18 protein-coding genes are annotated in these 22,006 nt (G+C 61.5%); 10 read left to right on the top strand and 8 right to left on the bottom strand.

Annotation, left to right across the window (positions count from 1 at the left end; all coding sequences use genetic code 11):
* Positions 1–2: 2 nt before the first annotated feature.
* A complete protein-coding gene (gene hisD / locus SULPSESMR1_RS11690; protein WP_089420982.1) occupies positions 3–1,310 on the bottom strand; it encodes a histidinol dehydrogenase in 1,308 nt (435 codons plus the stop codon).
* Positions 1,311–1,468: 158 nt separating this feature from the next.
* A complete protein-coding gene (gene carB, locus SULPSESMR1_RS11685; RefSeq protein WP_089420981.1) occupies positions 1,469–4,801 on the bottom strand; it encodes a carbamoyl-phosphate synthase large subunit in 3,333 nt (1,110 codons plus the stop codon).
* A 204-nt stretch (positions 4,802–5,005) separates the two neighbouring features.
* Between carB and SULPSESMR1_RS11680 the strand changes: the two genes are divergently transcribed.
* On the top strand, positions 5,006–5,674 hold the full coding sequence (locus tag SULPSESMR1_RS11680; RefSeq protein ID WP_157729009.1) for an HAD family hydrolase: 669 nt from the start codon (positions 5,006–5,008) through the stop codon (positions 5,672–5,674).
* A 10-nt stretch (positions 5,675–5,684) separates the two neighbouring features.
* Here SULPSESMR1_RS11680 and SULPSESMR1_RS11675 read toward each other — a convergent pair whose 3' ends face one another.
* Positions 5,685–6,458: an alpha/beta fold hydrolase gene (locus SULPSESMR1_RS11675; RefSeq protein ID WP_089420979.1), complete on the bottom strand. Its 774-nt coding sequence runs from the start codon at positions 6,456–6,458 to the stop codon at positions 5,685–5,687.
* Positions 6,459–6,505: 47 nt separating this feature from the next.
* Here SULPSESMR1_RS11675 and SULPSESMR1_RS11670 point away from each other — a divergent pair, with 47 nt between their 5' ends.
* Positions 6,506–6,880, top strand: a complete 375-nt coding sequence (locus SULPSESMR1_RS11670; RefSeq protein ID WP_089420978.1) for a hypothetical protein — start codon at positions 6,506–6,508, stop codon at positions 6,878–6,880.
* A gap of 26 nt (positions 6,881–6,906) precedes the next feature.
* On the opposite strand, the gene SULPSESMR1_RS11665 is transcribed toward SULPSESMR1_RS11670, so the two are convergent.
* Together SULPSESMR1_RS11665 and glyA are read right to left on the bottom strand one after the other, a co-directional pair.
* Complete coding sequence (locus SULPSESMR1_RS11665; protein ID WP_114284846.1) at positions 6,907–7,482, bottom strand: hypothetical protein; 576 nt, start codon at positions 7,480–7,482, stop codon at positions 6,907–6,909.
* 139 nt (positions 7,483–7,621) lie between these two features.
* Positions 7,622–8,911 carry a serine hydroxymethyltransferase gene (glyA, locus tag SULPSESMR1_RS11660; protein WP_089420976.1) on the bottom strand — a complete coding sequence of 430 codons (1,290 nt, stop codon included), beginning with the start codon at positions 8,909–8,911 and terminating at the stop codon, positions 7,622–7,624.
* A gap of 167 nt (positions 8,912–9,078) precedes the next feature.
* Here glyA and SULPSESMR1_RS11655 point away from each other — a divergent pair, with 167 nt between their 5' ends.
* Together SULPSESMR1_RS11655 and SULPSESMR1_RS11650 are read left to right on the top strand one after the other, a co-directional pair.
* On the top strand, positions 9,079–9,840 hold the full coding sequence (locus tag SULPSESMR1_RS11655; RefSeq protein WP_089420975.1) for an NAD kinase: 762 nt from the start codon (positions 9,079–9,081) through the stop codon (positions 9,838–9,840).
* Positions 9,841–9,993: 153 nt separating this feature from the next.
* Positions 9,994–10,203 (top strand): CsbD family protein, encoded by a 210-nt coding sequence (locus tag SULPSESMR1_RS11650; RefSeq protein WP_089420974.1) that lies wholly within the window; start codon positions 9,994–9,996, stop codon positions 10,201–10,203.
* A gap of 74 nt (positions 10,204–10,277) precedes the next feature.
* Here SULPSESMR1_RS11650 and SULPSESMR1_RS11645 read toward each other — a convergent pair whose 3' ends face one another.
* On the bottom strand, positions 10,278–12,170 hold the full coding sequence (locus SULPSESMR1_RS11645; protein ID WP_089420973.1) for a propionyl-CoA synthetase: 1,893 nt from the start codon (positions 12,168–12,170) through the stop codon (positions 10,278–10,280).
* A gap of 219 nt (positions 12,171–12,389) precedes the next feature.
* On the bottom strand, positions 12,390–14,663 hold the full coding sequence (locus SULPSESMR1_RS11640; RefSeq protein WP_089420972.1) for an NADP-dependent malic enzyme: 2,274 nt from the start codon (positions 14,661–14,663) through the stop codon (positions 12,390–12,392).
* A gap of 183 nt (positions 14,664–14,846) precedes the next feature.
* Between SULPSESMR1_RS11640 and SULPSESMR1_RS11635 the strand changes: the two genes are divergently transcribed.
* The 6 genes from SULPSESMR1_RS11635 (at position 14,847) to SULPSESMR1_RS11610 (ending at position 20,957) form a co-directional block, all read left to right on the top strand.
* A complete protein-coding gene (locus SULPSESMR1_RS11635; protein WP_089420971.1) occupies positions 14,847–15,938 on the top strand; it encodes a cupin domain-containing protein in 1,092 nt (363 codons plus the stop codon).
* The gene (locus tag SULPSESMR1_RS11630) at positions 15,938–16,324 is read left to right on the top strand and encodes a cytidine deaminase (protein ID WP_089420970.1); all 387 of its coding nucleotides are present in this window, start codon (positions 15,938–15,940) and stop codon (positions 16,322–16,324) included. Before SULPSESMR1_RS11635 ends, SULPSESMR1_RS11630 begins: the two co-directional genes overlap by 1 nt.
* Complete coding sequence (locus tag SULPSESMR1_RS11625) at positions 16,321–17,637, top strand: thymidine phosphorylase (protein WP_089420969.1); 1,317 nt, start codon at positions 16,321–16,323, stop codon at positions 17,635–17,637. The genes SULPSESMR1_RS11630 and SULPSESMR1_RS11625 overlap by 4 nt, the downstream gene beginning before the upstream one ends.
* The gene (locus SULPSESMR1_RS11620) at positions 17,637–18,815 is read left to right on the top strand and encodes a phosphopentomutase (RefSeq protein ID WP_089420968.1); all 1,179 of its coding nucleotides are present in this window, start codon (positions 17,637–17,639) and stop codon (positions 18,813–18,815) included. The genes SULPSESMR1_RS11625 and SULPSESMR1_RS11620 overlap by 1 nt, the downstream gene beginning before the upstream one ends.
* A 66-nt stretch (positions 18,816–18,881) precedes the next feature.
* Positions 18,882–19,514 carry a uracil phosphoribosyltransferase gene (upp, locus tag SULPSESMR1_RS11615; protein WP_089420967.1) on the top strand — a complete coding sequence of 211 codons (633 nt, stop codon included), beginning with the start codon at positions 18,882–18,884 and terminating at the stop codon, positions 19,512–19,514.
* 96 nt (positions 19,515–19,610) lie between these two features.
* The gene (locus SULPSESMR1_RS11610; protein WP_089422295.1) at positions 19,611–20,957 is read left to right on the top strand and encodes an SPOR domain-containing protein; all 1,347 of its coding nucleotides are present in this window, start codon (positions 19,611–19,613) and stop codon (positions 20,955–20,957) included.
* A 27-nt stretch (positions 20,958–20,984) separates the two neighbouring features.
* On the opposite strand, the gene SULPSESMR1_RS11605 is transcribed toward SULPSESMR1_RS11610, so the two are convergent.
* Entirely contained in the window at positions 20,985–22,001 is a 1,017-nt protein-coding gene (locus SULPSESMR1_RS11605) for a hypothetical protein (protein ID WP_089420966.1), read from the bottom strand.
* Positions 22,002–22,006 lie beyond the last annotated feature (5 nt).

The following is a 22,006-nucleotide window of genomic DNA, read 5'->3' as shown; positions in this document are numbered from 1 at the left end:
GGTCAGAGTTGTGCGGCAAGGTCGAAGGTTTCATCAGGGAAATATTTGGCAAGACGCACATCGGCGCTGCGGGCGTGGCCCTCCATGCCTTCGACTCGGCTGATGCGGGCGGTGGCGATGGCCACGGATTTCGATCCGGCGCGGGTTGCGCGCTGCCATGTGACGACTTTCATGTATTTGTGAACGCTCAGGCCACCAGTATACTTTGCCGCGCCCGAGGTCGGCAACACATGGTTGGTGCCCGTGGCCTTGTCGCCATAGGACACGGTGGTCTCTTCGCCCAGAAACAGCGAACCATAGCAGGTCAGGCGGTCCAGCCACCAATCAAGATCGGCGGCCTGTACAGTCAGGTGTTCCGGCGCATAGGCGTCGGAACAGGCCACCATCTCTTCGCGGTCGTCGCACAGCACGATTTCGGCATAGTCGCGCCATGCCGCTTCGGCGCTTTCGCGGTTCAGAGTCGGCAGGGCCGCGATCAGGGCAGGCACGCGGGCGGCGACGTCCATTGCCAGCGCGCGGTTATCGGTGACCAGCCAGACCGGCGAGTTGTAACCATGTTCGGCCTGACTGACCAAATCCGTGGCCACGATATGCGGGTCGGCGGATACGTCGGCAAGGATCAGGCTGTCGGTGGGCCCTGCGACCATGTCGATGCCGACGCGACCATACAGGATGCGTTTGGCTTCGGCGACATACTGGTTGCCGGGACCGGCAAGGATGTCGGCGCGGGGCAGTCCGAACAGGCCGAATGTCATTGCGGCAATCCCTTGCACCCCGCCCATCGCCAGAATGCTGTCAGCACCGCACAGATGCGCGGCAAAAATGATTGCAGGCGGCAACCCGACACCGGGGTGCGGAGGCGAGCAGGCGGCGATATGGCTGACACCGGCGACTTTGGCGGTGGTTACAGTCATGATCGCCGATGCGACGTGCGCATATCGTCCGCCGGGGATATAGCAACCGGCGGCGTTGCAGGGGATGGTTTTTTGCCCCGCGATCAGGCCGGGAAGGACTTCGGTTTGCACGTCTTGTACAGATTGCTTTTGCGTCTCGGCAAATCGGCGGACGTTGTCATGGGCAAAGGCGATGTCGTCGCGCAGCGATTGCGGCACACGCGCGCAAGCCTCTGCGATGGCATTGGCGTCAAGCAGCACAGGGCCGTCATAGCCGTCAAACTGCGCGGCGTATTTACGGGCGGCATCTTCGCCACCCTGTTCGATGTCAACCAGGATGTCCGAGACGGTTTGATGCACGTCCGACGCGCCGGTCTGGGCGGTTTTGATCGCTTTTTTCAGGTATTCGCGGGGCACTGGCGTCGCTCCATGTCTTGGACAAGGGAACGCTAGTGCAGCAGGGGGGGCGGGGTCACCCTTGGGTTGGCGACTTTGGGAAGATCACCGTGGCGATTTCAAGAATGTGATAAAAGGCTGCCAAGGCCATCGCCGCGCAGCAATGGCCTTGGTCTGCATCACCCTTGCAGCGGTTTTACACCTACATCATCGGCGGCCTGCGCCTTGATCGCCAGCGCGGCAGCATAGGACGCCGCTGCGGTGGTGAAATAGGGGATCTTGTCGTAAAGCGCGATCGAGCGGATCGATTTGCTGTCCTCGACCGCTTGGGTGCCTTCGGTCGAGTTCATGACCATCTGCACGCCACCGTTTTTCATCAGGTCGGTCACGTCGGGGCGGCCTTCGTAGACCTTGTTGACGATCCCGCAGGTGTGGCCGTTGTCATTCAGCCACTTGGCGGTGCCATTGGTGCCAACAAGGGTAAAGCCCAGTTCCAGCAGGATTTTAGCCGCTTCCAGCATATCGGCTGATTTGTCATCGTCTTTGATCGACACGAACACGCAGCCCTCGCGCGGCAGCGGGTTGCCTGCGCCCATCTGCGCCTTGAGGAAAGCACGCGGGAAATCGCGGTCCCAGCCCATGACTTCGCCGGTCGAACGCATCTCGGGGCCGAGGATCGTATCGACACCGGGGAAGCGGGCAAAGGGCAGGACGGCCTCTTTCACCGAATACCACGGCATGTTGGGGTCGGCCAATGTCATCGGGTCGCCCAGCGGCAGCACGTCGGAATATTTGGCGCTTGCATCGTAGGGCGCGCGCATCGGGAAGTTGGACAGCGGTTCCCCCGCCATGACTCGTGCGGCAATCGACGCAATCGCGCTGTCGGTGGCCTTGGCCACAAAGGGCACGGTACGCGAGGCGCGCGGGTTAACCTCGATCAGGTAGATCTCGCCATCCTTGACCGCGAACTGGATGTTCATCAGGCCGACCACATGCAGCGCCTTGGCCAATGCGTGTGTCTGAACCTTGACCTGTTCGATGATTTCGTCGGACAGCGAATAGGGGGGCAGCGAACAGGCACTGTCGCCCGAGTGTACGCCCGCCTCTTCGATGTGCTGCATGATGCCCGCAACATGCACGTCGGTGCCGTCACAGATCGCATCGACGTCCAGCTCGACCGCGCCGGACAGATAGCTGTCCAGCAGTACGGGACTGTCGCCCGACACCACAACCGCCTCGCTGATATAGCGTTCAAGCTGGGCCTGATCGCGCACGATTTCCATTGCGCGACCGCCAAGGACATACGAGGGGCGGATCACCAACGGAAAGCCGATGTCGGCAGCGATGGAGATCGCTTCGGCGTCGGAATGGGCGATGCCGTTGTGCGGCTGTTTCAGGCCAAGACCCTGCACCAGTTGCTGGAACCGTTCGCGATCTTCCGCCAGATCAATGGCGTCGGGCGTGGTGCCAAGGATCGGAATGCCTTCGGCGTGCAGAGCGGCGGCGATTTTCAGCGGGGTTTGCCCGCCGAATTGCACGATCACACCGTGCAACGTGCCGTTTTCCTGCTCGACCCGTAGTATTTCCATGACGTGTTCAAAGGTCAGCGGCTCGAAATACAGCCGGTCCGAGGTGTCATAGTCGGTCGAAACCGTCTCGGGGTTGCAGTTGACCATGATAGTTTCATAGCCCGTCGAGGTCAGCGCATAGCATGCGTGGCAGCAGCAATAATCGAATTCGATGCCCTGACCGATGCGGTTCGGACCGCCGCCCAGAATAACAACCTTTTTGCGGTTTGACGGGCGGGCTTCGCATTCGACCTCGCCAAAGACGGGGGTTTCATAGGTCGAGTACATATAGGGCGTTTGCGCCTCGAACTCTGCGGCACAGGTGTCGATGCGTTTGAACACGGCTACGACGCCCGCGTTGCGGCGCGCGGTGCGCACCTGATCTTCGGTCAGGCCGGTCAGCTTGCCCAGACGCGCATCGGTAAAGCCCATCATCTTGAGGTGACGCAGACCCTTTTCATCCTCGGGCAGACCACTGGCGCGCACCTCTTCTTCGGTGTCCACAATCTCGCGGATACGGGCCAGAAACCACGGGTCGAACATTGTGATGCCGTGAATGTCCACGTCGCTGATTCCATGACGCATGGCTTGGGCGATCACCCGGATACGGTCGGGTGTCTGCTGCGCCAGCGCCTTGGTGATTGCGGCGCGATCCGGCGCTCCGGGGATGCGGATTTCGTCAAAGCCGGTCAGACCGGTTTCCAGCGAGGCCAACGCCTTTTGCATCGATTCGTGGATGGTGCGGCCAACGGCCATTGCCTCGCCCACAGATTTCATCGCTGTGGTCAGGTTCGGTTCCGAGCCGGGGAATTTTTCGAACGCAAAGCGTGGGATCTTGGTGACGACATAATCAATCGTCGGCTCGAAGCTGGCGGGCGTCACCTTGGTGATGTCGTTGTCCAACTCGTCCAGCGTATAGCCGACGGCCAGTTTTGCGGCGATCTTGGCAATCGGGAAACCCGTCGCCTTGGACGCCAGCGCGGATGAGCGCGACACGCGCGGGTTCATTTCGATCACGACCATGCGGCCATCGGCGGGGTTCACTGCCCATTGCACGTTCGATCCACCGGTTTCCACGCCGATCTCGCGCAGCACGGCGATCGAGTGGTTGCGCATGATCTGGTATTCTTTGTCGGTCAGCGTCAGGGCAGGGGCCACGGTGATGCTGTCGCCGGTGTGTACGCCCATCGGGTCGATGTTTTCGATGGAACAGACGATAATGGCATTGTCGGCGGTGTCGCGCACCACTTCCATTTCGTATTCTTTCCAGCCCAGCAGGCTTTCATCGACCAGAATTTGGCCAACGGGCGACGCATCCATACCGGTGCGGCAAAAGTGTTCGTAATCTTCGCGGTTATAGGCGACGCCACCGCCGGTGCCGCCCATGGTAAAGGCGGGGCGGATGATCGCGGGCAGACCCACGTAATCCAGCGTCTCGAACGCCAGCGCGACACCGGCGGCCAGATCTTTCTTGCCGTCCGGTCCCTTGGGCGCGGTCACAATCGTGGCTTTGGGGTTCTCGATGCCCAAACGGTCCATCGCTTCGCGGAACAATTTGCGGTCTTCGGCCATCTCGATGGCTTCGCGCTTGGCACCGATCATCTCGACGCCGTATTTTTTCAGCACGCCCATCTCTTCCAGCGCCAGCGAGGTGTTCAGGCCGGTCTGCCCGCCCATTGTCGGCAACAGCGCGTCGGGGCGTTCCTTTTCGATGATCTTGGCGACCATCTCGGGTGTAATCGGTTCGATATAGGTGGCATCGGCCATGCCCGGATCGGTCATAATGGTGGCAGGGTTCGAATTGACCAGAATGATCCGGTAACCTTCCTCGCGCAGGGCCTTGCAGGCCTGAGCGCCGGAGTAATCGAATTCGCAAGCCTGCCCGATAACAATGGGGCCAGCTCCGATGATCATGATGGACTTGATATCGGTTCTTTTTGGCATGGCGCGGCCCCTTCAGTTTCCGGGCACCCCCTGCGCCCAAATTGTCCTGCGTTATAGGCAACAAGGCGTCGGGCGCAAGGGCCGTCACCTTGCCATCGGCCAATCAGACAGGGGTATTGGCAAAAATCTTTGCCTCTGCTGGCCTGTCAGAAGGAACCACAGGCCCGCAGGTGCGTTAACGTGGTATCTTCGGGGGAATCTGTCTTGCGTTATTCTGCACTGCTTTTAGGCTCGATCGGGGTGTTGGTCGATACTTTTGATCTGCAACGCCGCGCGTTCAACGCAGCCTTTGCCGCCAATGATCTGGACTGGGCATGGAGCACCGAAGAATACGCCGAACTGTCACGCGTGATCGGAGGGCATGCGCGTATCCAGCATTACGCCGACAGTATGGACCACGAGGTGGACGCCAGTGCGATCTACGATTCCAAGATCGACGCCTTTGGTACGGCGCTGGAAGGCGGCGTGAGTTTGCGTCCCGGCATTTCCGATCTGATCGCAGAAGCCCGCCGGTGCGATGTGAAAATCGCCTGCGTCAGCGCCGAGGACAAACGTCAGGTTGCACTGATCTTGCGTGCCTTGGGCCGCGATCTGGACCCGTCAGTTTTCGATTATATCGGTGATGGATCAAAGGCGGCCCGCCCCAAACCGGAACCCGCAATCTACCGCGATGCGCTGCGCGCTTTGAATGTGGACGCCGGGGCCGCACTGGCCATAGAAGACACGCCCGAAGGGGCCGCATCGGCGGTGGACGCGGGGATTGACACTTTCGCTTACCCCGGACCCGGCATGGAGGATCGCACCTTTGAGGGGGTAATCGGAGTAGGTACACCGTCGCTGGATCTGCTGCACAGCGCAGAACCGACCGCCTGAGGGCAGCGCCTCACGCGGCGTCAAAATCCATTGTCAGAAACGTCCGCACCGCCGCCTCGAAGTCGCGCGGCTTTTCGGCGTGCAGCCAATGGCCGGTGTCGGGAATCTTTGCAAAATGCACCTGCGAGAACAGCTCTTTGATCCGCGGGCGGTGTTTAGATGTGACATATTGTGATGTGCCCCCCGTAAGAAACAGCGTCGGCCCGTCAAAGCAACCCTCCAGATCGGGAAAGGACATGATGTCGGGCATATTCGCCTCAAGCGCATCAAGGTTCAAAAGCCAGCGTTTCTCTGCCACGTCCAGCGATTGGGTAAAGAACGACTGCAAGGCCGGTTCGACCCCAAGTGCTGCCAACTGTTCGGCGGCTTCAGATCTGCGGGTGACCGTGTCTAGATCAACGCCGCGCATGGCGGTGATGAATTCGGATTGGCTGTGCGTGTAGGACACCGGTGCAATATCGGCGATAACCAGCCGCCGCACCAGATCGGGCCGTGTCAGGGCCAGCGTCATCGCCGCTTTGCCGCCCATCGAATGGCCCAGCACATCCATTGGCCCGCCAAGCTGCGTAATCACCTCGGCCAAATCGTCTGCCATATCGGTATAGCTGTTGGTATCAGCACGCGGGCTTTGCCCGTGGTTGCGCATGTCCACCGCGATCACACGCCGTTGGTCGGACAGACGTTTGGCAATGACTCCCCAGTTGCGACCCGATCCGAACAGGCCGTGGGCAATCAGCAGCGGCGTGCTGGCGATGTCGGGGGCATAATCGGTATAATTCAGCATAGCGCTAGGGCTAGCGCGTTTCGACAAGGTGCGCTAGGCCTTGCGCTATGGCAACGCAGATCAATATCGACGCCCGCACCCAACGGCTGCGCGACGCATTGGAAAAGGCGCTGGGCGTGAAAGCCCGCAGTTTTGACGCGGCATTGCGCAAAGCGGGCAGACGCCTGCCGAAAGCAGTGCGGCGTCAGGCAGAGGTGGTTGCACGTGCGCAAGCCATAGATGGCCACCCCAAATTGCGGCACACTATCGACACGGACGCCGTTGTCCGTGTCGAAACCGAGATTCTGGCACATTTGAAAACCATTGATCCAGCCGACCAGCGCCGTGGGCGGCGGCTGGGTCTTGCGGGCGTGATCGTGTTCAACATGCTGGTGGTTGTGACGCTGTTTATCGTTTGGCTGGTCTGGTCGGGGCACTTGTAATCCGCCCGCAGCGCAGCTGATCCGGTTTAGTCGGTCGCCGCATCAATGGCGGTCGGAGCAGAATCCACCGGTTGTTCTTGCCTGCCGGTCGCCATCAATTCGCCTCGGGAAAACAGCGCGACCGCTGCAATCAGCGCAGCAATCCCCACCAACGCGATAGATTCCTTGCGCCGAAAGCGCCACGTTGTGGCGGGTTCTTGCGGTTCGGGAGACGACACGGGCTGCGCCGGTCTGCTGGTCATCGCTCGTGGCCGGATCGGCGGTGCCGACAGCCGTTTGACCTTCGAGGGTGGCACATCGGCAGAAAAGGCCACGGCGGTGCTGTCGCAGCAGAACTCGAACACGCGCGCGCGCTTGCGAAAAATCTGGCCGGGACGGACCAGAACCCTGGTCACCTGTCCGGGGTGATCAAAGCTGACGGTGTGCTGCGCGCCTGCGCCATCCATCAAGGTATAGACGGGATGGGTGTCAGGTTTCACATAGTCCCCAGCATGCACATAGATGGCCTGCACCCGCAATGGATAGGGTATGGTCAGTTCGTCAGGCAAGGCAAGGCCGTCCGTAGATGGGCCGATGTCCTCTTTTATGCGGTTCTTTACCACGCGTCAGCCTCCGTTCTGGTCTCGGGCCTGAGCAAAATATGTAATACAATCAAACGAAATTCAAAGAAAATAAGTTGATGCAACAACGTAAAACACCCGCAGCGGGAATCTGCGGGTGTTACCTTACGTCATGGATGCGTTAAAGATCGGGGTACAACGGAAAGCGTGCACACAACTCTGCAACTTCTGCGCGTACGGCTGCCTCGACCTCGGCGTTGCCGTCTTCGCCGTTTGCGGCCAGCCCGTCGACGACTTGAATGATCCAGTCACCGATCTGGCGGAACTCGGCCTCGCCAAAGCCGCGCGTCGTGCCTGCGGGGCTGCCCAGACGGATGCCGCTGGTGATCGTCGGCTTTTCGTCGTCAAAGGGCACGCCGTTCTTGTTGCAAGTGATGTGCGCGCGGCCCAGTGCCTTTTCGGTGGCATTGCCTTTGACGCCCTTGGGGCGCAGATCAACCAGCATCACGTGGGTGTCGGTGCCGCCCGTGACGGTATCAAGCCCGCCCTTCATCAACTGGTCTGCCAGCGCTTGGGCGTTCTTGATCACCTGCTGCTGGTAGGTCTTGAACGACGGGTCCAGCGCCTCGCCAAAGGCAACGGCCTTGGCTGCGATAACGTGCATCAGCGGCCCACCCTGAATACCGGGGAAAATGGCGCTGTTTATCTTTTTGGCGATCGCTTCGTCGTTGGTCATGATCATGCCGCCGCGCGGGCCGCGCAGGGTCTTGTGCGTGGTGGTGGTGGCCACATGCACATGCGGGAACGGCGAGGGGTATTCACCCGCGGCGATCAGACCGGCAAAATGCGCCACATCGGCCAGCACATAGGCACCCACCTTGTCGGCAATCTCGCGGATGCGGGCAAAGTCGATCTGGCGCGGAATGGCCGAACCGCCAGCGATAATCATCGCCGGTTTATGCTCCAGAGCCAGCTCTTCCATCTGGTCATAGTCGATGTTCAGTGTGTCGCGTTTCACACCGTATTGAACAGCGTTGAACCATTTGCCCGACTGGTTCGGGGCCGCGCCGTGGGTCAGGTGGCCGCCTGCGTCCAGACTCATGCCCAGAATGGTTGCACCGGGCGTCAGCAATGCCTGAAACACACCTTGGTTTGCCTGCGAACCCGAATTCGGTTGCACGTTCACATAGTCACAGTCGAACAACTGTTTGGCACGGTCGATGGCCAGATTTTCCGCCACGTCCACAAATTGGCACCCGCCATAATAGCGGCGCCCGGGATAACCTTCTGCGTATTTGTTGGTCAGCACCGAGCCTTGCGCCTCCAGCACTGCTGCCGATACGATGTTCTCTGATGCGATCAGTTCGATCTCGTCGCGCTGGCGCCCCAACTCGTCGGTGACGGCTGTGAAAAGCTCGGGATCGCGTTCGGCAAGGCTTTGGGTGAAAAAACCGGGTGTGGTGGCGGACATGTGCAGGTCTCCATGCGTGGCGTGATGTATTGCGCCGCTACGTAACTTAAACCGCTGGTCGGGCAAAGCATGTAATACGACGTAAAGACCAAAGATTGCGGCTGTGCTGGTGCCTGAGGGAATAATATGTTTCAAATCGGGCAGCTTCGTGCCGATAGGAAACCCACATGCCGCTGAAAATTGCCTTTGCTGCCAGTGCGGCACCTGTCGCCCAGACCGCCCTTGCGGCGCTGGTAAAGCGCTATGGCGACGCACCACAGGACAGCGCGGACGTTATCGTGGCCTTGGGCGGTGACGGATTCATGCTGCACACGCTGCATACCACTCAGGAATTGCCCGCGCCGGTCTATGGCATGAATCGTGGCACCATCGGGTTTTTGATGAATGAATACGCCGAGGATGACCTTGTCGAGCGGCTGGAGGCGGCTGAACAGGCCGAGGTCAATCCGCTCAAGATGATTGCCACCTGTGGTGACGGGTCAGAACACCACGCGCTGGCAATCAACGAGGTTTCACTTTTGCGCGCGGGCCCGCAAGCTGCCAAATTGCGCATCACCGTCGATGGCCGTTTGCGTCTGGACGCGCTCAGCTGTGATGGCGCATTGGTCGCCACGCCCGCAGGCTCCACTGCCTATAACTATTCCGCCCACGGGCCGATCCTGCCGATCGGGGCCGATGTGTTGGCGTTGACCGCTGTCGCGGCCTTTCGCCCGCGCCGCTGGCGTGGTGCGTTGCTGCCCAAAACCGCCGAAGTGCGCTTTGACGTGCTCGAAGCAGAAAGGCGCCCCGTAATGGCCGATGCAGACAGCCGTTCTGTGCCGGACGTGCGCACGGTGATCATCCGCTCCGAGCCCAGCATTGTGCACCACATCCTGTTCGATCCCGGTCACGGGCTGGAAGAGCGGCTGATCTCGGAACAGTTCAACTGAACCACTTTTCTCTTGCCGGATGGTCCCCGCAGGGTCGTTTCCCGTTCGTTGGCTGAAACACGCGCATGTGTTCGCGGAATTGCTGTCTTTTCGTGGAACGGCTGCCGGTCTTGCGCGTTGGGTCTGCAGAGAAATTAGAAAAGGAGATACATCATGAACTGGGATAAAATTCAAGGCAACTGGAAGCAGATGACAGGCTCGGTCCAGTCAAAATGGGGCGAGCTGACTGATGACGAAGTTCATCAGGCGCAAGGCGACCGCGAGGTTCTGATCGGCAAGATTCAGGAACGCTATGGCGTGGCACGCGACGAAGCCGAACGTCAGGTTGATGAATGGGCCGATAGCGCCAAAGCTAAATTCTAAGTCGTCCGTTATACGCATCAAAAGCCCGCAACGCATCGCGCGTTGCGGGCTTTTGTCGTTCTGCGTTTGCCAGTTCAGCCGCCCGCGTAACCGATGGTTTTCAGCGCGTCCCTGATTTCATCCAGAATGGCGGGATCGTCGATGGTTGCGGGCATCTTGAAGGTCTCGCCATCCGCGATCTTCACCATCGTCGCGCGCAGGATCTTGCCCGAGCGTGTTTTGGGCAACCTGTCCACAACTACGCATTTTTTGAACGCCGCCACAGGGCCGATCTGGTCGCGGATGCGCTGCACACATTCTGCGGTGATTTCTGAATGGGGGCGGTCAACTCCCTTGGTCAGACAGACAAAGCCCACGGCGTTCTGCCCCTTCAGCGGGTCCGCCACACCGACCACTGCGCATTCGGCCACATCGGGATGGCCCGCCAGCACTTCTTCCATGCCGCCCGTCGACAGACGGTGACCCGCCACGTTGATCACGTCATCGGTGCGCGCCATGATGTACAGATAGCCGTCGGTGTCGATCATCCCCGCATCGCCGGTCTCGTAGTAACCGGGAAAAGTGTTCAGATAGCTTTTGTGAAACCGGTCGTTGGCTTGCCACAGTGTCGGCAGGGTGCCGGGGGGCAGGGGCAGTTTGATCGCAATCGCGCCCAACTCGCCTGCGGGCAGAATACGTCCACCTTCGTCCAGAATATGTACATCATATCCGGGCATCGGAACGGTGGGTGACCCGATCTTGACCGGCAGCGCCTCAAGCCCCGCAGGATTGCCCGCGATTGTCCAGCCGGTTTCGGTCTGCCACCAGTGGTCATAGACCGGCACGCCCAGCAGGTCTTGGGCCCATTCGATAGTGTCGGGATCGGCGCGTTCGCCCGCCAGATACAGCGCGCGCAGGCAGCTTAGATCATAGTCCTTGCGGAATTCGCCATTGGGGTCTTCACGCTTGATCGCCCGAAAGGCAGTGGGGGCGGTGAAAAAACTGCGCACGTTATGTTCCGAGATCACCCGCCAGAAGGTGCCCGCGTCGGGGGTGCCTACGGGTTTGCCCTCGAACACCACGGTGGTGTTGCCGTGGATCAGCGGCGCATAGCAGATGTACGAATGTCCCACGACCCAGCCGACATCGGACGCGGCCCAGAACACATCGCCCGGATCGACGTTATAGATGTTTTTCATTGTCCAGTTCAGGGCCACCAGATGCCCCGCCGTGGGGCGCACAACGCCCTTGGGCGCGCCGGTGGTGCCCGAGGTATAGAGGATATAGGCAGGGTGGGTGCCCTCGACGGGCACACAATCTGCGGGCGAGGTGCCGTGTTGGAAGTCGAACCAGTCCAGATCGCGACCTTCGGTCAGCGGGGCCACTTCTTCTTCGCGCTGCAAGACCACGCAAAAGTCGGGCTTGTGTGCTGCCTGTTCGATGGCACCGTCCAGCAGCGGTTTGTATTTCACAACGCGGTTCGGTTCCAACCCGCAAGAGGCCGCGATGATCGCCTTGGGTGTGCAATCGTCGATGCGCACAGCCAGTTCGTGGGCGGCGAACCCGCCGAACACCACCGAATGGATTGCGCCCAGCCGCGCACAGGCCAGCATTGCCACCAGCGCTTCGGGCACCATTGGCATATAGATGATGACGCGGTCGCCCTTGGTGATACCTTGGGCCGCCAGCCCGCCAGCAAAACCTGCAACTTGTTGCTGCAATTCGGCAAAGCTGGTTTTGGATTTGCGGCCGGTGATCGGGCTGTCATAGATGATCGCGGTACGCGCGCCATTGCCAGCGTTTACGTGTCTGTCGACTGCGTTATAGCAGGTGTTGACCTGCGCATCGGCAAACCATTCGTATGAATTGTTGCCACGGTCAAACAGCGCCTGCGTCGGTGCCACGTCCCAATCAATGGCTTGCGCCGCCTCCAGCCAATAGGCATCGGGGTCGTTTTGCCAGCGCGTATATGCTGCGCGATATCCCATAATAAGTCCTCCCTGTCTTAGGGTCACTCATAGGCTGCGGAATATGCGCTTGTCCAACGCAACAGAAGGCGGACAGTGCGGTATTTCGGCGCGGAAGCGTCTTGAGCGGGGATCGGGCAGGGTAGTCATGACGCCGCGCAGCCAAATTCGCGCAAAAGCAACACGCGCCAACGTGCCGCCCTGAGAGCGGTGGGGCGGCGCTGTAAATGCTCTTGCGAATTAGCCGTATTGCGTGACCGGAGTGCCCGCGATGGCCGACATGTTCAGCAATCCGCGCGCGGTGATCGAGGGGCTGACGATATGGGCGCGGTTGCCCATTCCCATCAGGATCGGCCCGACCTCAAGCCCGCCGCCCTTCATTTTCAGGATATTGCGCACGCCGGATGCTGCATCCGCATTGGCAAAGACCAGCGCGTTGGCCGCACCCTTCATCCGCCCGCCGGGCAAAAGCCGTTCGCGCAGTTCGGGATCAAGCGCCGCGTCGATGTTCATCTCGCCTTCGTAGCAGAAATCACGCGGTTCGGAATCGAGGATATCCAGAGCGGCCCGCATGTGCACGCCCGACCCGCTGCTTTGGCTGCCGAACTGCGATTGCGAGCACAGCGCGATCCGTGGCTCGATGCCAAAGCGGCGCATGTGTCGTGCGGCTCCGATCACGATATGTGCAATGTCCTGCGGTGATGGGGCCAAGTGGACGTGCGGGTCGGTGATGAACAGCGGCCCGTCTTCCAGAATCATCAGCGACAGCGCACCCACGGGGTGCAGATCCTTGGTGCCCAGAACCTGATCGATATAGTTCAGATGCCATCTGAATTCGCCGAACGTGCCGCAAATCAGGCTGTCAGCCTCGCCGCGATGAACCATGACAGCACCGATGGCGGTGGTGTTGGTGCGCATGATGGCGCGGGCCAGATCGGGCGTGACGCCTTTGCGTGCCATGATCTCGTGGTAGGTGCCCCAATAATCGCGATAGCGCGGGTCGTGTTCGGGGTTCACCAGATCAAAGTGTTCGCCCAGCTTGATTGTCATACCGGCGCGGGCGATCCGCGCCTCGATGACCTCGGGGCGGCCAATCAGAATGGGGCGTTCCGTGGTCTCTTCGACCATCGCCTGAGCTGCGCGTAACACGCGCTCGTCCTCGCCTTCGGCAAAAACGATGCGGCGCGACACGCTGCGGGCGGCCTCGAACACGGGGCGCATCAACAGGGCGGATTTGAACACCGAGCCGTCAAGCTTGGTCTTGTAGGCCTCAAGGTCGTCGATCGGGCGCATGGCCACGCCGCTGTCCATAGCGGCCCGTGCCACGGCGCTGGAGACGATGCCCACAAGGCGCGGGTCAAAGGGTTTGGGGATCAGATAGTCGGGGCCAAAGGTCATCTGTTCGCCCTGATAGGCCGCCGCCGCCTCGGCGCTGGTGGTGGCGCGGGCAAGGGCCGCGATGCCGTCGATGCAGGCCAGCTGCATTTCGTCGTTGATCGTGGTCGCCCCCACATCCAGCGCGCCGCGGAAGATGAACGGAAAACACAGTACGTTGTTGACCTGATTTGGAAAATCGCTACGACCAGTGGCGATGATCGCATCGGGGGCCACCTCGCGGGCCAGATCGGGCAGGATTTCTGGCGTCGGATTGGCCAGCGCAAAGATGATGGGCCGTTTCGCCATTCTGGCGACGTGATCCTGGGTCATCACGCCGGGGCCGGACAGGCCCAGAAACAGATCGGCCCCGTCTATTACGTCATCCAGCGTGCGCAGGTCGGACTTTTGCGCATAGGCGGCCTTGGCCGGATTCATGTCTTCGGTGCGACCTTCGTAAACCAGCCCGTGAATATCGCACAGCCAGATGTTTTCGCGCTTTACCCCCAGCTTCAGCAGCATGTTCAGGCAGGCAATGCCCGCAGCGCCGCCCCCCGTGGACACGATCTTGATGTCCTCGAACGCCTTGCCCGCCACGTATAGCGCGTTGGTGGCCGCCGCCCCCACAACAATGGCGGTGCCGTGCTGGTCGTCGTGAAAGACAGGAATGTTCATCCGCTCGCGGCAGATGCGCTCTACGGTAAAGCAGTCGGGAGCTTTGATATCCTCAAGGTTGATCGCGCCGAATGTCGGTTCCAGCGCGCAGACGATTTCGGCCAGCTTTTCGGGGTCGGTCTCGTTCACCTCGATGTCGAAACAGTCGATGCCAGCAAATTTTTTGAACAGGACGGCTTTGCCCTCCATCACCGGCTTGGATGCCAGCGCGCCGATGTTGCCCAAGCCCAGAACGGCGGTGCCGTTGGTGACCACGGCGACCAGATTGCCGCGCGCAGTATAGCGCGCAGCGGTGGCAGGGTCGGCCTTGATCTCAAGGCAGGCATCGGCGACGCCGGGTGAATAGGCACGGCTGAGATCGCGGCCATTGGCCAGCGGCTTTGTGGCGCGGATTTCCAGTTTTCCCGGCTTGGGGAATTCATGATAATCAAGTGCGGCCTGACGCAACGAAGGGGTATCGGACATCGTGGTGGCTCCGGTTTGGATCGATTTAGTTTAGCGTTAAACTATTTCTTCGGGCGCGCCAACCGGTGCTGATGCAGGCTGTGCGAGGCTCTGCCTCGCGCTCCGAGATATTTGGGGCCAAAAGAAAGCGGTCTCTTGTCAATTCCGTGCGGCGGAGACAGTTTGGAGCGTGAAGAGGGGCGTATGAGTGACACACAGGCAGAAGTGATATTGCCGACGCAGGATTTGCGTGGCGACATCGGGTTTTTCACCAAGCAGTTGGGAATGCGGATGGACATGATCTATCCCGCAGACGATCCTGCGGTGGCAGTGTTTTCGGGGCATGGGCTGGCGGTGCGGCTGGACGCGGGGCTGGACGCAGCCGCGGGGCGGGTGCTGATCCGGTGTGACAATCCTGAGGAATTTGCGGCTGGCGCGCTGGAGTTGACGGCTCCGGGCGGGACGCAGGTGGCGATCGAGGCGTTGCAGCAGCCTGTTGTGATGCCCGAGACCGTGCATTCTTTCGTGGTGCGGCGGCTGAAGGATCAGGCCCCGTGGGTGATTGGCCGCGCGGGCATGCATTACCGCGATCTGATTCCCGACCGGTTGGGCGGGTCGATCATTGCCAGCCACATCCGTATTCCCGACGGCGGGCCGGTTCCGGATATGGTGCATTATCACACGGTTGGGTTTCAATTGATCTTTTGCTATCGGGGCTGGGTCGATCTGGTTTATGAAGATCAGGGGGAACCGTTCAGGTTGCACGCAGGCAACTGCGTAATCCAGCCGCCCGAGATCCGGCATCGTGTGCTGTTTGCCAGCGACAACATCGAAGTGATCGAGATCGGCGTGCCGGCCGAGCATGTGACCACCATCGACCACACTATGGAACTGCCAAACGGCCCCGCCAATCCTGCCCGCGTGTTTCAAGGCCAGCGGTTTGTGCATCACAAGGCGGACGAGGCGGTTTGGCAACCGTTTCGCATCGGCGGCTTTCAGTCGCGCGACACCACGATTGCGGCGCATACCGACAATGTGGCCGGGGTGCATGTGGTGCGGCGTGGCACTGGTGCGCCGGAATGGACATCGCATAACAGCGACATTCTGTTCACCTTTGTGATGGATGGAACAATGACGCTGGAGGGCGAAGGCCGCGAACCGTACAATCTGGAGGCGGGTGACGCTTTTGTTGTGCCGCCTGCCATGCAGGTGCGGTATCGCGACCCTTCGGACGATCTGGAACTGCTTGAAGTGTCCTTGCCGGGGGCGTTCACCACACAAACAGGAGAAAGTTAATGAGTTTGAAAGAAGCCGCGACTGCCGTGCGCGAAAAAGCCTATGCGCCTTATTCACAGTTCAAGGTAGGCGCGGCGATCACCGGTGCGTCCGGCACTGTCTATTCCGGCTGCAACGTGGAAAACGTGGCCTATCCCGAAGGCACCTGTGCCGAAGCGGGCGCGATTGCCGCGATGGTGGCGGCGGGCGAGACCAGGCTGACCGAGGTCTTTGTGATCGCGGGCAGCCCGATGCCGGTGACGCCGTGCGGCGGCTGCCGACAGAAGCTGGCCGAATTTGGCGAGGGCGATGTGCGCGTGACGATGGCGACCACGGGCGGGGCCGAACAGGTGATGACGCTGGCCGAATTGCTGCCCGGCGCCTTTACGCCCGGCCACATGAAATGAGCGACTTCTCGGCCCGTGATATCATTGCCACCCTGCGCGCGGGTGACACCCCGTCGCGCGATGCTTTGGCGTGGTTTGCCCATGGGCTGGCCGATGGCGCGGTCAGTGACGCGCAGGCGGGGGCTTTTGCGATGGCCGTTTGCCTGAACGGGTTGACCGACGAGGGCCGCGTGGCGTTGACGCTGGGCATGCGCGACAGCGGGCAGGTGCTGGGTTGGGATCTGGACGGCCCGGTGCTGGACAAGCATTCGACCGGTGGTATAGGCGATTGCGTGTCGCTGGTGCTGGCCCCTGCGCTGGCGGCTTGCGGGGCCTATGTGCCGATGATTTCGGGGCGGGGTCTGGGGCATACAGGCGGCACGCTGGACAAGCTCGAGGCGATCCCCGGCGTCAACGTCAATCTGGATGCGGCGCAATTTCATGATGTGGTGGCCAGCACCGGCTGTGCCATTGTCAGTGCAACGGGCAATATCGCTCCTGCGGACAAGCGGCTGTATGCGATCCGCGATGTGACAGCGACGGTCGAAAGTCTGGACTTGATCACGGCGTCGATCCTGTCGAAAAAGCTGGCGGGTGGGCTTGAGGGGCTGGTGTTGGACGTCAAGGTGGGGTCGGGCGCGTTCATGAAGGATATGGATGCGGCGCGGGCCTTGGCCGAGGCTCTGACCGGAACCGCCAATGCTGCCGGATGCCGGACCTCGGCGCTGATTACGGATATGAACCAGCCGTTGGCCCCGTCGCTGGGCAATGCGCTGGAGGTGGCGCAGGTGATGGCTGTGCTGACCGCAGGTGACAGGGATGCGCCGCTGTCGCAGATCAGTGCGGCGCTGGGCGGGGTGCTGTTAGCGGGGGCCGGTCTGGCTGTGGACGCGGATGCGGGGGCTACACTGATTGCGCAGGCGATCCACAGCGGGGCGGCTGCCGAACGCTTTGGCAAGATGATTGCCGCGATGGGGGGGCCGGTGCATTTCGTCGAGAACCACGAACGGTTCTTGCCTGAGGCGACGGTGATCCGCGAGGTTGTGGCCCAAGGTGCGGGTCGGGTGCAGGCCATCGACGGCGAAGCCTTGGGGCGGATTGTCGTCGCTTTGGGCGGCGGCCGTGCGGTTGAAAGCGATGTGGTTGATCCGGCGGTGGGCCTGTCGGGCGTGCTGCGTCTGGGCGACGCGGTGGCCAAGGGCCAGCCGCTGGCGGTGATCCACGCATCGCGCCCCGATCAGGCCGACCGCGCCGAGGCCGCTGTGCGGGCGGCGTTCACATTGCGCGACGGGGCGGTAAAAGCCCCCGCGCTGATCCACGCGCAGGTGTCGTAATGGCACGCGCGTTTCTGGTGGTCATCGACAGCGTCGGCATTGGCGGCGCGCCCGATGCCGGTACGTTTTTCAATGGCGATGTTCCCGACACAGGCGCCAACACGCTGGGCCATATCATCACCGCCTGCGCTGCGGGACAGGCCGAAGACGGGCGATCCGGCCCCTTGCAGGTGCCGCACATGATGGCGCTGGGGCTGGGAGCGGCAGTGACACTGGCCAGCGGGCAGGTGGTCGATGCGCCCGCGCCGACGGGCATGTGGGGGGCCGCCACCGAGATTTCACGCGGCAAGGACACGCCGTCAGGGCATTGGGAACTGGCAGGGCTGCCGGTGCCGTGGGAATGGCATTACTTTCCCGACGAAACCCCGACCTTTCCCGACGATGTGGTGGCAGCTGTCTGCAAGGCGGCAGGCACGACGGGCATCTTGGGCAACTGCCATGCCTCGGGGACGACGGTGATCGCCGATCTGGGGGCTGAGCATCTGCGCACCGGCTGGCCGATTTGTTACACCAGCGCCGACAGCGTGTTCCAGATTGCGGCGCATGAAGAACACTTTGGTCTGGAGCGGTTGCTGCGCCTGTGTGCCGACGTCGCACCGCTGTTGCACCAGATGAAGGTGGGGCGGGTGATTGCGCGGCCCTTTACGGGCGAGGTCGGGCATTTCCAGCGCACCGGCAATCGCAAGGACTTTGCCATTTTGCCACCCGCGCCGGTGCTGACCAACCGGGTGCAGGACGCAGGCCGCGCGGTCTATGCCGTAGGCAAGATCGGTGACATCTTTTCGATGCAGGGCATAGACGAGGTGCGCAAAGGCGATGACCGTGCCCTGATGCGACATTTACACGATCTGGTGTGTGACGCGCAGGACGGATCGCTGACCTTTGCCAACTTCGTCGAGTTCGACAGCCTCTATGGCCACCGCCGCGATGTGTCGGGCTATGCCCGCCATCTGGAGTGGTTTGACGTCGAACTGGGCACGTTGCTGGGGCAATTGCGCACGGGCGATATGCTGGTGATCACCGCCGATCACGGCAATGATCCCACATGGACCGGCACCGATCACACCCGTGAACGGGTGCCGGTTCTTGTTGCGGGCATCGGTGCGGGCACGTTGGGGCAAATCGGCTTTACCGATGTGGCGGCGCTGGTTTTGCGGCACCTCGGGGTGGCCGGTTAAGCACGACACAGGTTGTCTCTGGCCCCCGTGCTTGGCACATAGGGGAAAGCAAATTTGGAGAGCGCCATGAGCGAGCATGTCACCGTCGTCGATCATCCCCTTGTCCAGCACAAGCTGACCATCATGCGCGACCGCGACACGCCGACGGCGGTGTTCCGGCAATTGCTGCGCGAAATCAGCCAGTTGCTGGCCTATGAGGTGACGCGCGGCCTGCCGATGACAACCAAGCGGATCGACACGCCGATGCAGCCGATGGATGCGCCCACGCTGGATGGCAAAAAGCTGGCGCTGATTTCGATTCTGCGGGCAGGCAACGGATTGTTGGACGGTGTGCTGGAACTGATCCCCTCGGCGCGGATCGGATTTGTCGGGCTGTATCGCGACGAAGAAACGCTGAAGCCTGTGCAATATTACTTCAAGGTGCCCGAAGGTTTGGATGACCGTCTGGTGATTGCCGTCGATCCGATGCTGGCAACCGGCAACTCTTCCGTGGCAGCGATTGATTTGCTGAAACAGGCGGGGGCCACCAACATCCGCTTTTTGTGTCTGCTGGCCGCACCAGAGGGCATTGCCACCATGCGCGCGGCCCACCCTGATGTGCCGATTGTCACAGCGGCGATTGACGAAAAGCTGAACGAACAGGGATATATCGTTCCGGGTCTGGGCGACGCGGGCGACCGCATGTTCGGCACGAAATAGCCGCACGCGCCCTTTCTGAACGCTTGCCTCGTCTCTAGTTCTCGGGCATCGTTGTGGACACTATATATAGTAACGACCAAACCTGTGGGGGCGCAGATGAAAGTTACCAAAGCAATTGCCATTGCTGTGATCGCGATGTCGGCAAATGTCGGTACGGTGGGCGCGCAAAGCCTGTCGCGTGGCGAAATTACACCGGCTGAATTTCCCTCTGCCAGCTACAAGGGCAAACAGTATGTCGACAGCAAAGGCTGTGTGTTTATCCGCGCGGGTATTGACGGCAACGTCACATGGGTGCCGCGCGTCAACCGCTCGCGCAAGATAATCTGCGGCCAGACCCCGACCCAAGGTGTGCAGACGGCTGCAAGCGCGCCTTCCGCACCACGGGCACCGGAACAGATCAAGATGGCGCCTGCGCCCAAACCTGCAACCCGTAAAGTGGCCAATGCGCCCGCGCCAAAGCCTGCGCCGCAAGCTGTTGTGCGCCGTGCGCCTGCCGCAACACCCGCGCCCCGGCGGGTTGTGGTCGCAGCGCCGACACCTGCACCGCGTGCAGCGGCCCCAAAAACCGTTTACAAAACCAAACCGGCTGCCAAACCCGCAGCGCCTGCGCCGCGTGTCGCCGCCGCCACGCCACGCCAGCCTGCCTGTCAGGACGCGTCCCCGATCAGCGCACGTTATATCAACGCGGGCGAGCGCGGTGCGGTCCGTTGCGGACCGCAGGCCGAGCCGATCATTGGCAACAATGGCCCCGTCGCCGTAACCGGTGTGGTACAGGGGGCACCCATCACCGGCCAGACCCGCGTGGTGCCCAAGCATGTCTACACCAACCGTTTGAACACCACCAATGCAGTGGTGCCCGCAGGTTATCGCCACGCATGGGAAGACGACCGCCTGAACCCCTACCGCGCCGAACAGACGTTGAACGGCCATGCGCGGATGCTGCTGGTCTGGACATCGACTGTGCCCCGCCGTCTGATCAATCAAACCAACGGTGCCGACCTGACTGCGAAAGTGCCGCTGGTCTATCCCTACACCGACATCGCCACACAACAGCGCGAATTGGGCACTGTGACGTTTGAGCGTCGTGAGGGTGTGTTGGTCAAACGCATCAAGCGCAATCCCGGCACCTACCGCGCGCCAACCGTTTCGAGCCGTTCTGCCGCTGCGCCGGTGCCCGCCACGCCCAAAGCACAACAGGCCAAAGGCGAACAGATCACCGGCAAGGGCTATGTGCAACTGGGGTACTACCCCGGTGCCGACAGCGCCCAACAAGCGGCCCAACGCGCCATGCGTATGGGGCTGCCCGCGCGGATCGGCAAGTTTACCCGCAGCGGCCAACAAATGCGTATGGTGCTGGTCGGACCGTTCAGCACACCTGCAGCCCAGAAAATCGCGCTGGCCAAGATGCGCGGCGCCGGATTCCCGGGGGCTGTGCTGCGTTGATCTGATCGCGGCGGCTTGACGAAAGCCCTAGCCGCCGCAGATCGCCTGAAGCCGCAACCAATCAGCATCTTTCAGGACCGGCGCAGGGCTTTGTCCCGCCATCGGATCCCCTTCGATCAATGCCAGTGTGCTTTCACCCGAAATATCCTGCGCATAGGCATAGGGCGTGCTGCGCACCTGAGCGGCGGCAAAGGCGGCCAGCAATTCCTGATCCGACACATCGGGGCGCGTGCCTGCCACAACGGTTTCGGCATAGCGGTCCAAGGCACGTTCGGGCATCTCGCCTGTGGTCAACAGGGTGATGCTGGCGCGCAGACCTGCCGTCGACAGCAGATCGCGCATGGCAGACTGGTTGGCGCGGCGCACCTCTTCGGCCAGAATGTAACCTGCCACCACGTCCGGCTCTTCAAAGTCCTCGACCAGCGCACGGTTCAACAGCACCTTGCCACCCGGCAACGCAAGGCTGGTGCGCACGCCGTCACGCAGTACCGCGATGCCGCCTGTGGCGCCCGTGCGCGCCGCCAGTTGCGCCAGCGGGCGCACGGTCTCGGCGGTCTGGCAGGGCGGTCCTGCGACCCGCTCGATGCGTGTCAGAAGCTCGCGACCGATTTCGGTGCGTGTGACAGAGGGCACGACCTTCATTGCGTGGTTGATCAACGCACCGGGCAGCCAGAAGATCAGCAAGGCCGCCACCGCCGTGGTCGACAGCGTCGCCCCCAGCCAGCGCAGCCTGCCGGGGCGCGGGCGCGATCTGGTCACGGCACGGCGCAGCGTTTCGATGGCCTCGATCATCTGGACTTCGTCGGCTTGCAGTTGCAGCGTCTCGCCCGGATCGCCGTCGGGGTGGAAGGTGGCCGGATCATCGCCGGCGCCTGCGCGCTCGATGGCGGCCAGCGACCAGTGGGTCAGGGCAGTGTCATTCAGATTGGAGATGACAAGCGTCGCATCGCCGATCGAAACAACCACCTCGCGGCGTTGCTCGTCCGGCGTCTGGCGCCAAAGGCCCGTCGCTTCGAGACGGGCGTATTTCTTAAGGGCGGTCATGGTCT

It is taken from the genome of Pseudosulfitobacter pseudonitzschiae, assembly GCF_002222635.1.
Taxonomy (GTDB): Bacteria; Pseudomonadota; Alphaproteobacteria; order Rhodobacterales; family Rhodobacteraceae; genus Pseudosulfitobacter; species Pseudosulfitobacter pseudonitzschiae_A.
Note: the sequence above shows the minus strand (reverse complement) of the source record. Positions and strands in the feature narration are given on the sequence as shown.

Excerpts from the sequence above, each read along its gene's own strand:
- upp (WP_089420967.1), top strand. The coding sequence starts at position 18,882 with ATGAGCGAGCATGTCACCGTCGTCGATCATCCCCTTGTCCAGCACAAG.
- SULPSESMR1_RS11650 (WP_089420974.1), top strand. The coding sequence starts at position 9,994 with ATGAACTGGGATAAAATTCAAGGCAACTGGAAGCAGATGACAGGCTCG.
- SULPSESMR1_RS11610 (WP_089422295.1), top strand. The coding sequence starts at position 19,611 with ATGAAAGTTACCAAAGCAATTGCCATTGCTGTGATCGCGATGTCGGCA.
- SULPSESMR1_RS11625 (WP_089420969.1), top strand. The coding sequence starts at position 16,321 with ATGAGCGACTTCTCGGCCCGTGATATCATTGCCACCCTGCGCGCGGGT.
- SULPSESMR1_RS11640 (WP_089420972.1), bottom strand. The coding sequence starts at position 14,663 with ATGTCCGATACCCCTTCGTTGCGTCAGGCCGCACTTGATTATCATGAA.
- glyA (WP_089420976.1), bottom strand. The coding sequence starts at position 8,911 with ATGTCCGCCACCACACCCGGTTTTTTCACCCAAAGCCTTGCCGAACGC.
- SULPSESMR1_RS11675 (WP_089420979.1), bottom strand. The coding sequence starts at position 6,458 with ATGCTGAATTATACCGATTATGCCCCCGACATCGCCAGCACGCCGCTG.
- SULPSESMR1_RS11620 (WP_089420968.1), top strand. The coding sequence starts at position 17,637 with ATGGCACGCGCGTTTCTGGTGGTCATCGACAGCGTCGGCATTGGCGGC.
- SULPSESMR1_RS11635 (WP_089420971.1), top strand. The coding sequence starts at position 14,847 with ATGAGTGACACACAGGCAGAAGTGATATTGCCGACGCAGGATTTGCGT.
- SULPSESMR1_RS11670 (WP_089420978.1), top strand. The coding sequence starts at position 6,506 with ATGGCAACGCAGATCAATATCGACGCCCGCACCCAACGGCTGCGCGAC.
- carB (WP_089420981.1), bottom strand. The coding sequence starts at position 4,801 with ATGCCAAAAAGAACCGATATCAAGTCCATCATGATCATCGGAGCTGGC.
- SULPSESMR1_RS11645 (WP_089420973.1), bottom strand. The coding sequence starts at position 12,170 with ATGGGATATCGCGCAGCATATACGCGCTGGCAAAACGACCCCGATGCC.
- SULPSESMR1_RS11605 (WP_089420966.1), bottom strand. The coding sequence starts at position 22,001 with ATGACCGCCCTTAAGAAATACGCCCGTCTCGAAGCGACGGGCCTTTGG.
- SULPSESMR1_RS11655 (WP_089420975.1), top strand. The coding sequence starts at position 9,079 with ATGCCGCTGAAAATTGCCTTTGCTGCCAGTGCGGCACCTGTCGCCCAG.
- SULPSESMR1_RS11630 (WP_089420970.1), top strand. The coding sequence starts at position 15,938 with ATGAGTTTGAAAGAAGCCGCGACTGCCGTGCGCGAAAAAGCCTATGCG.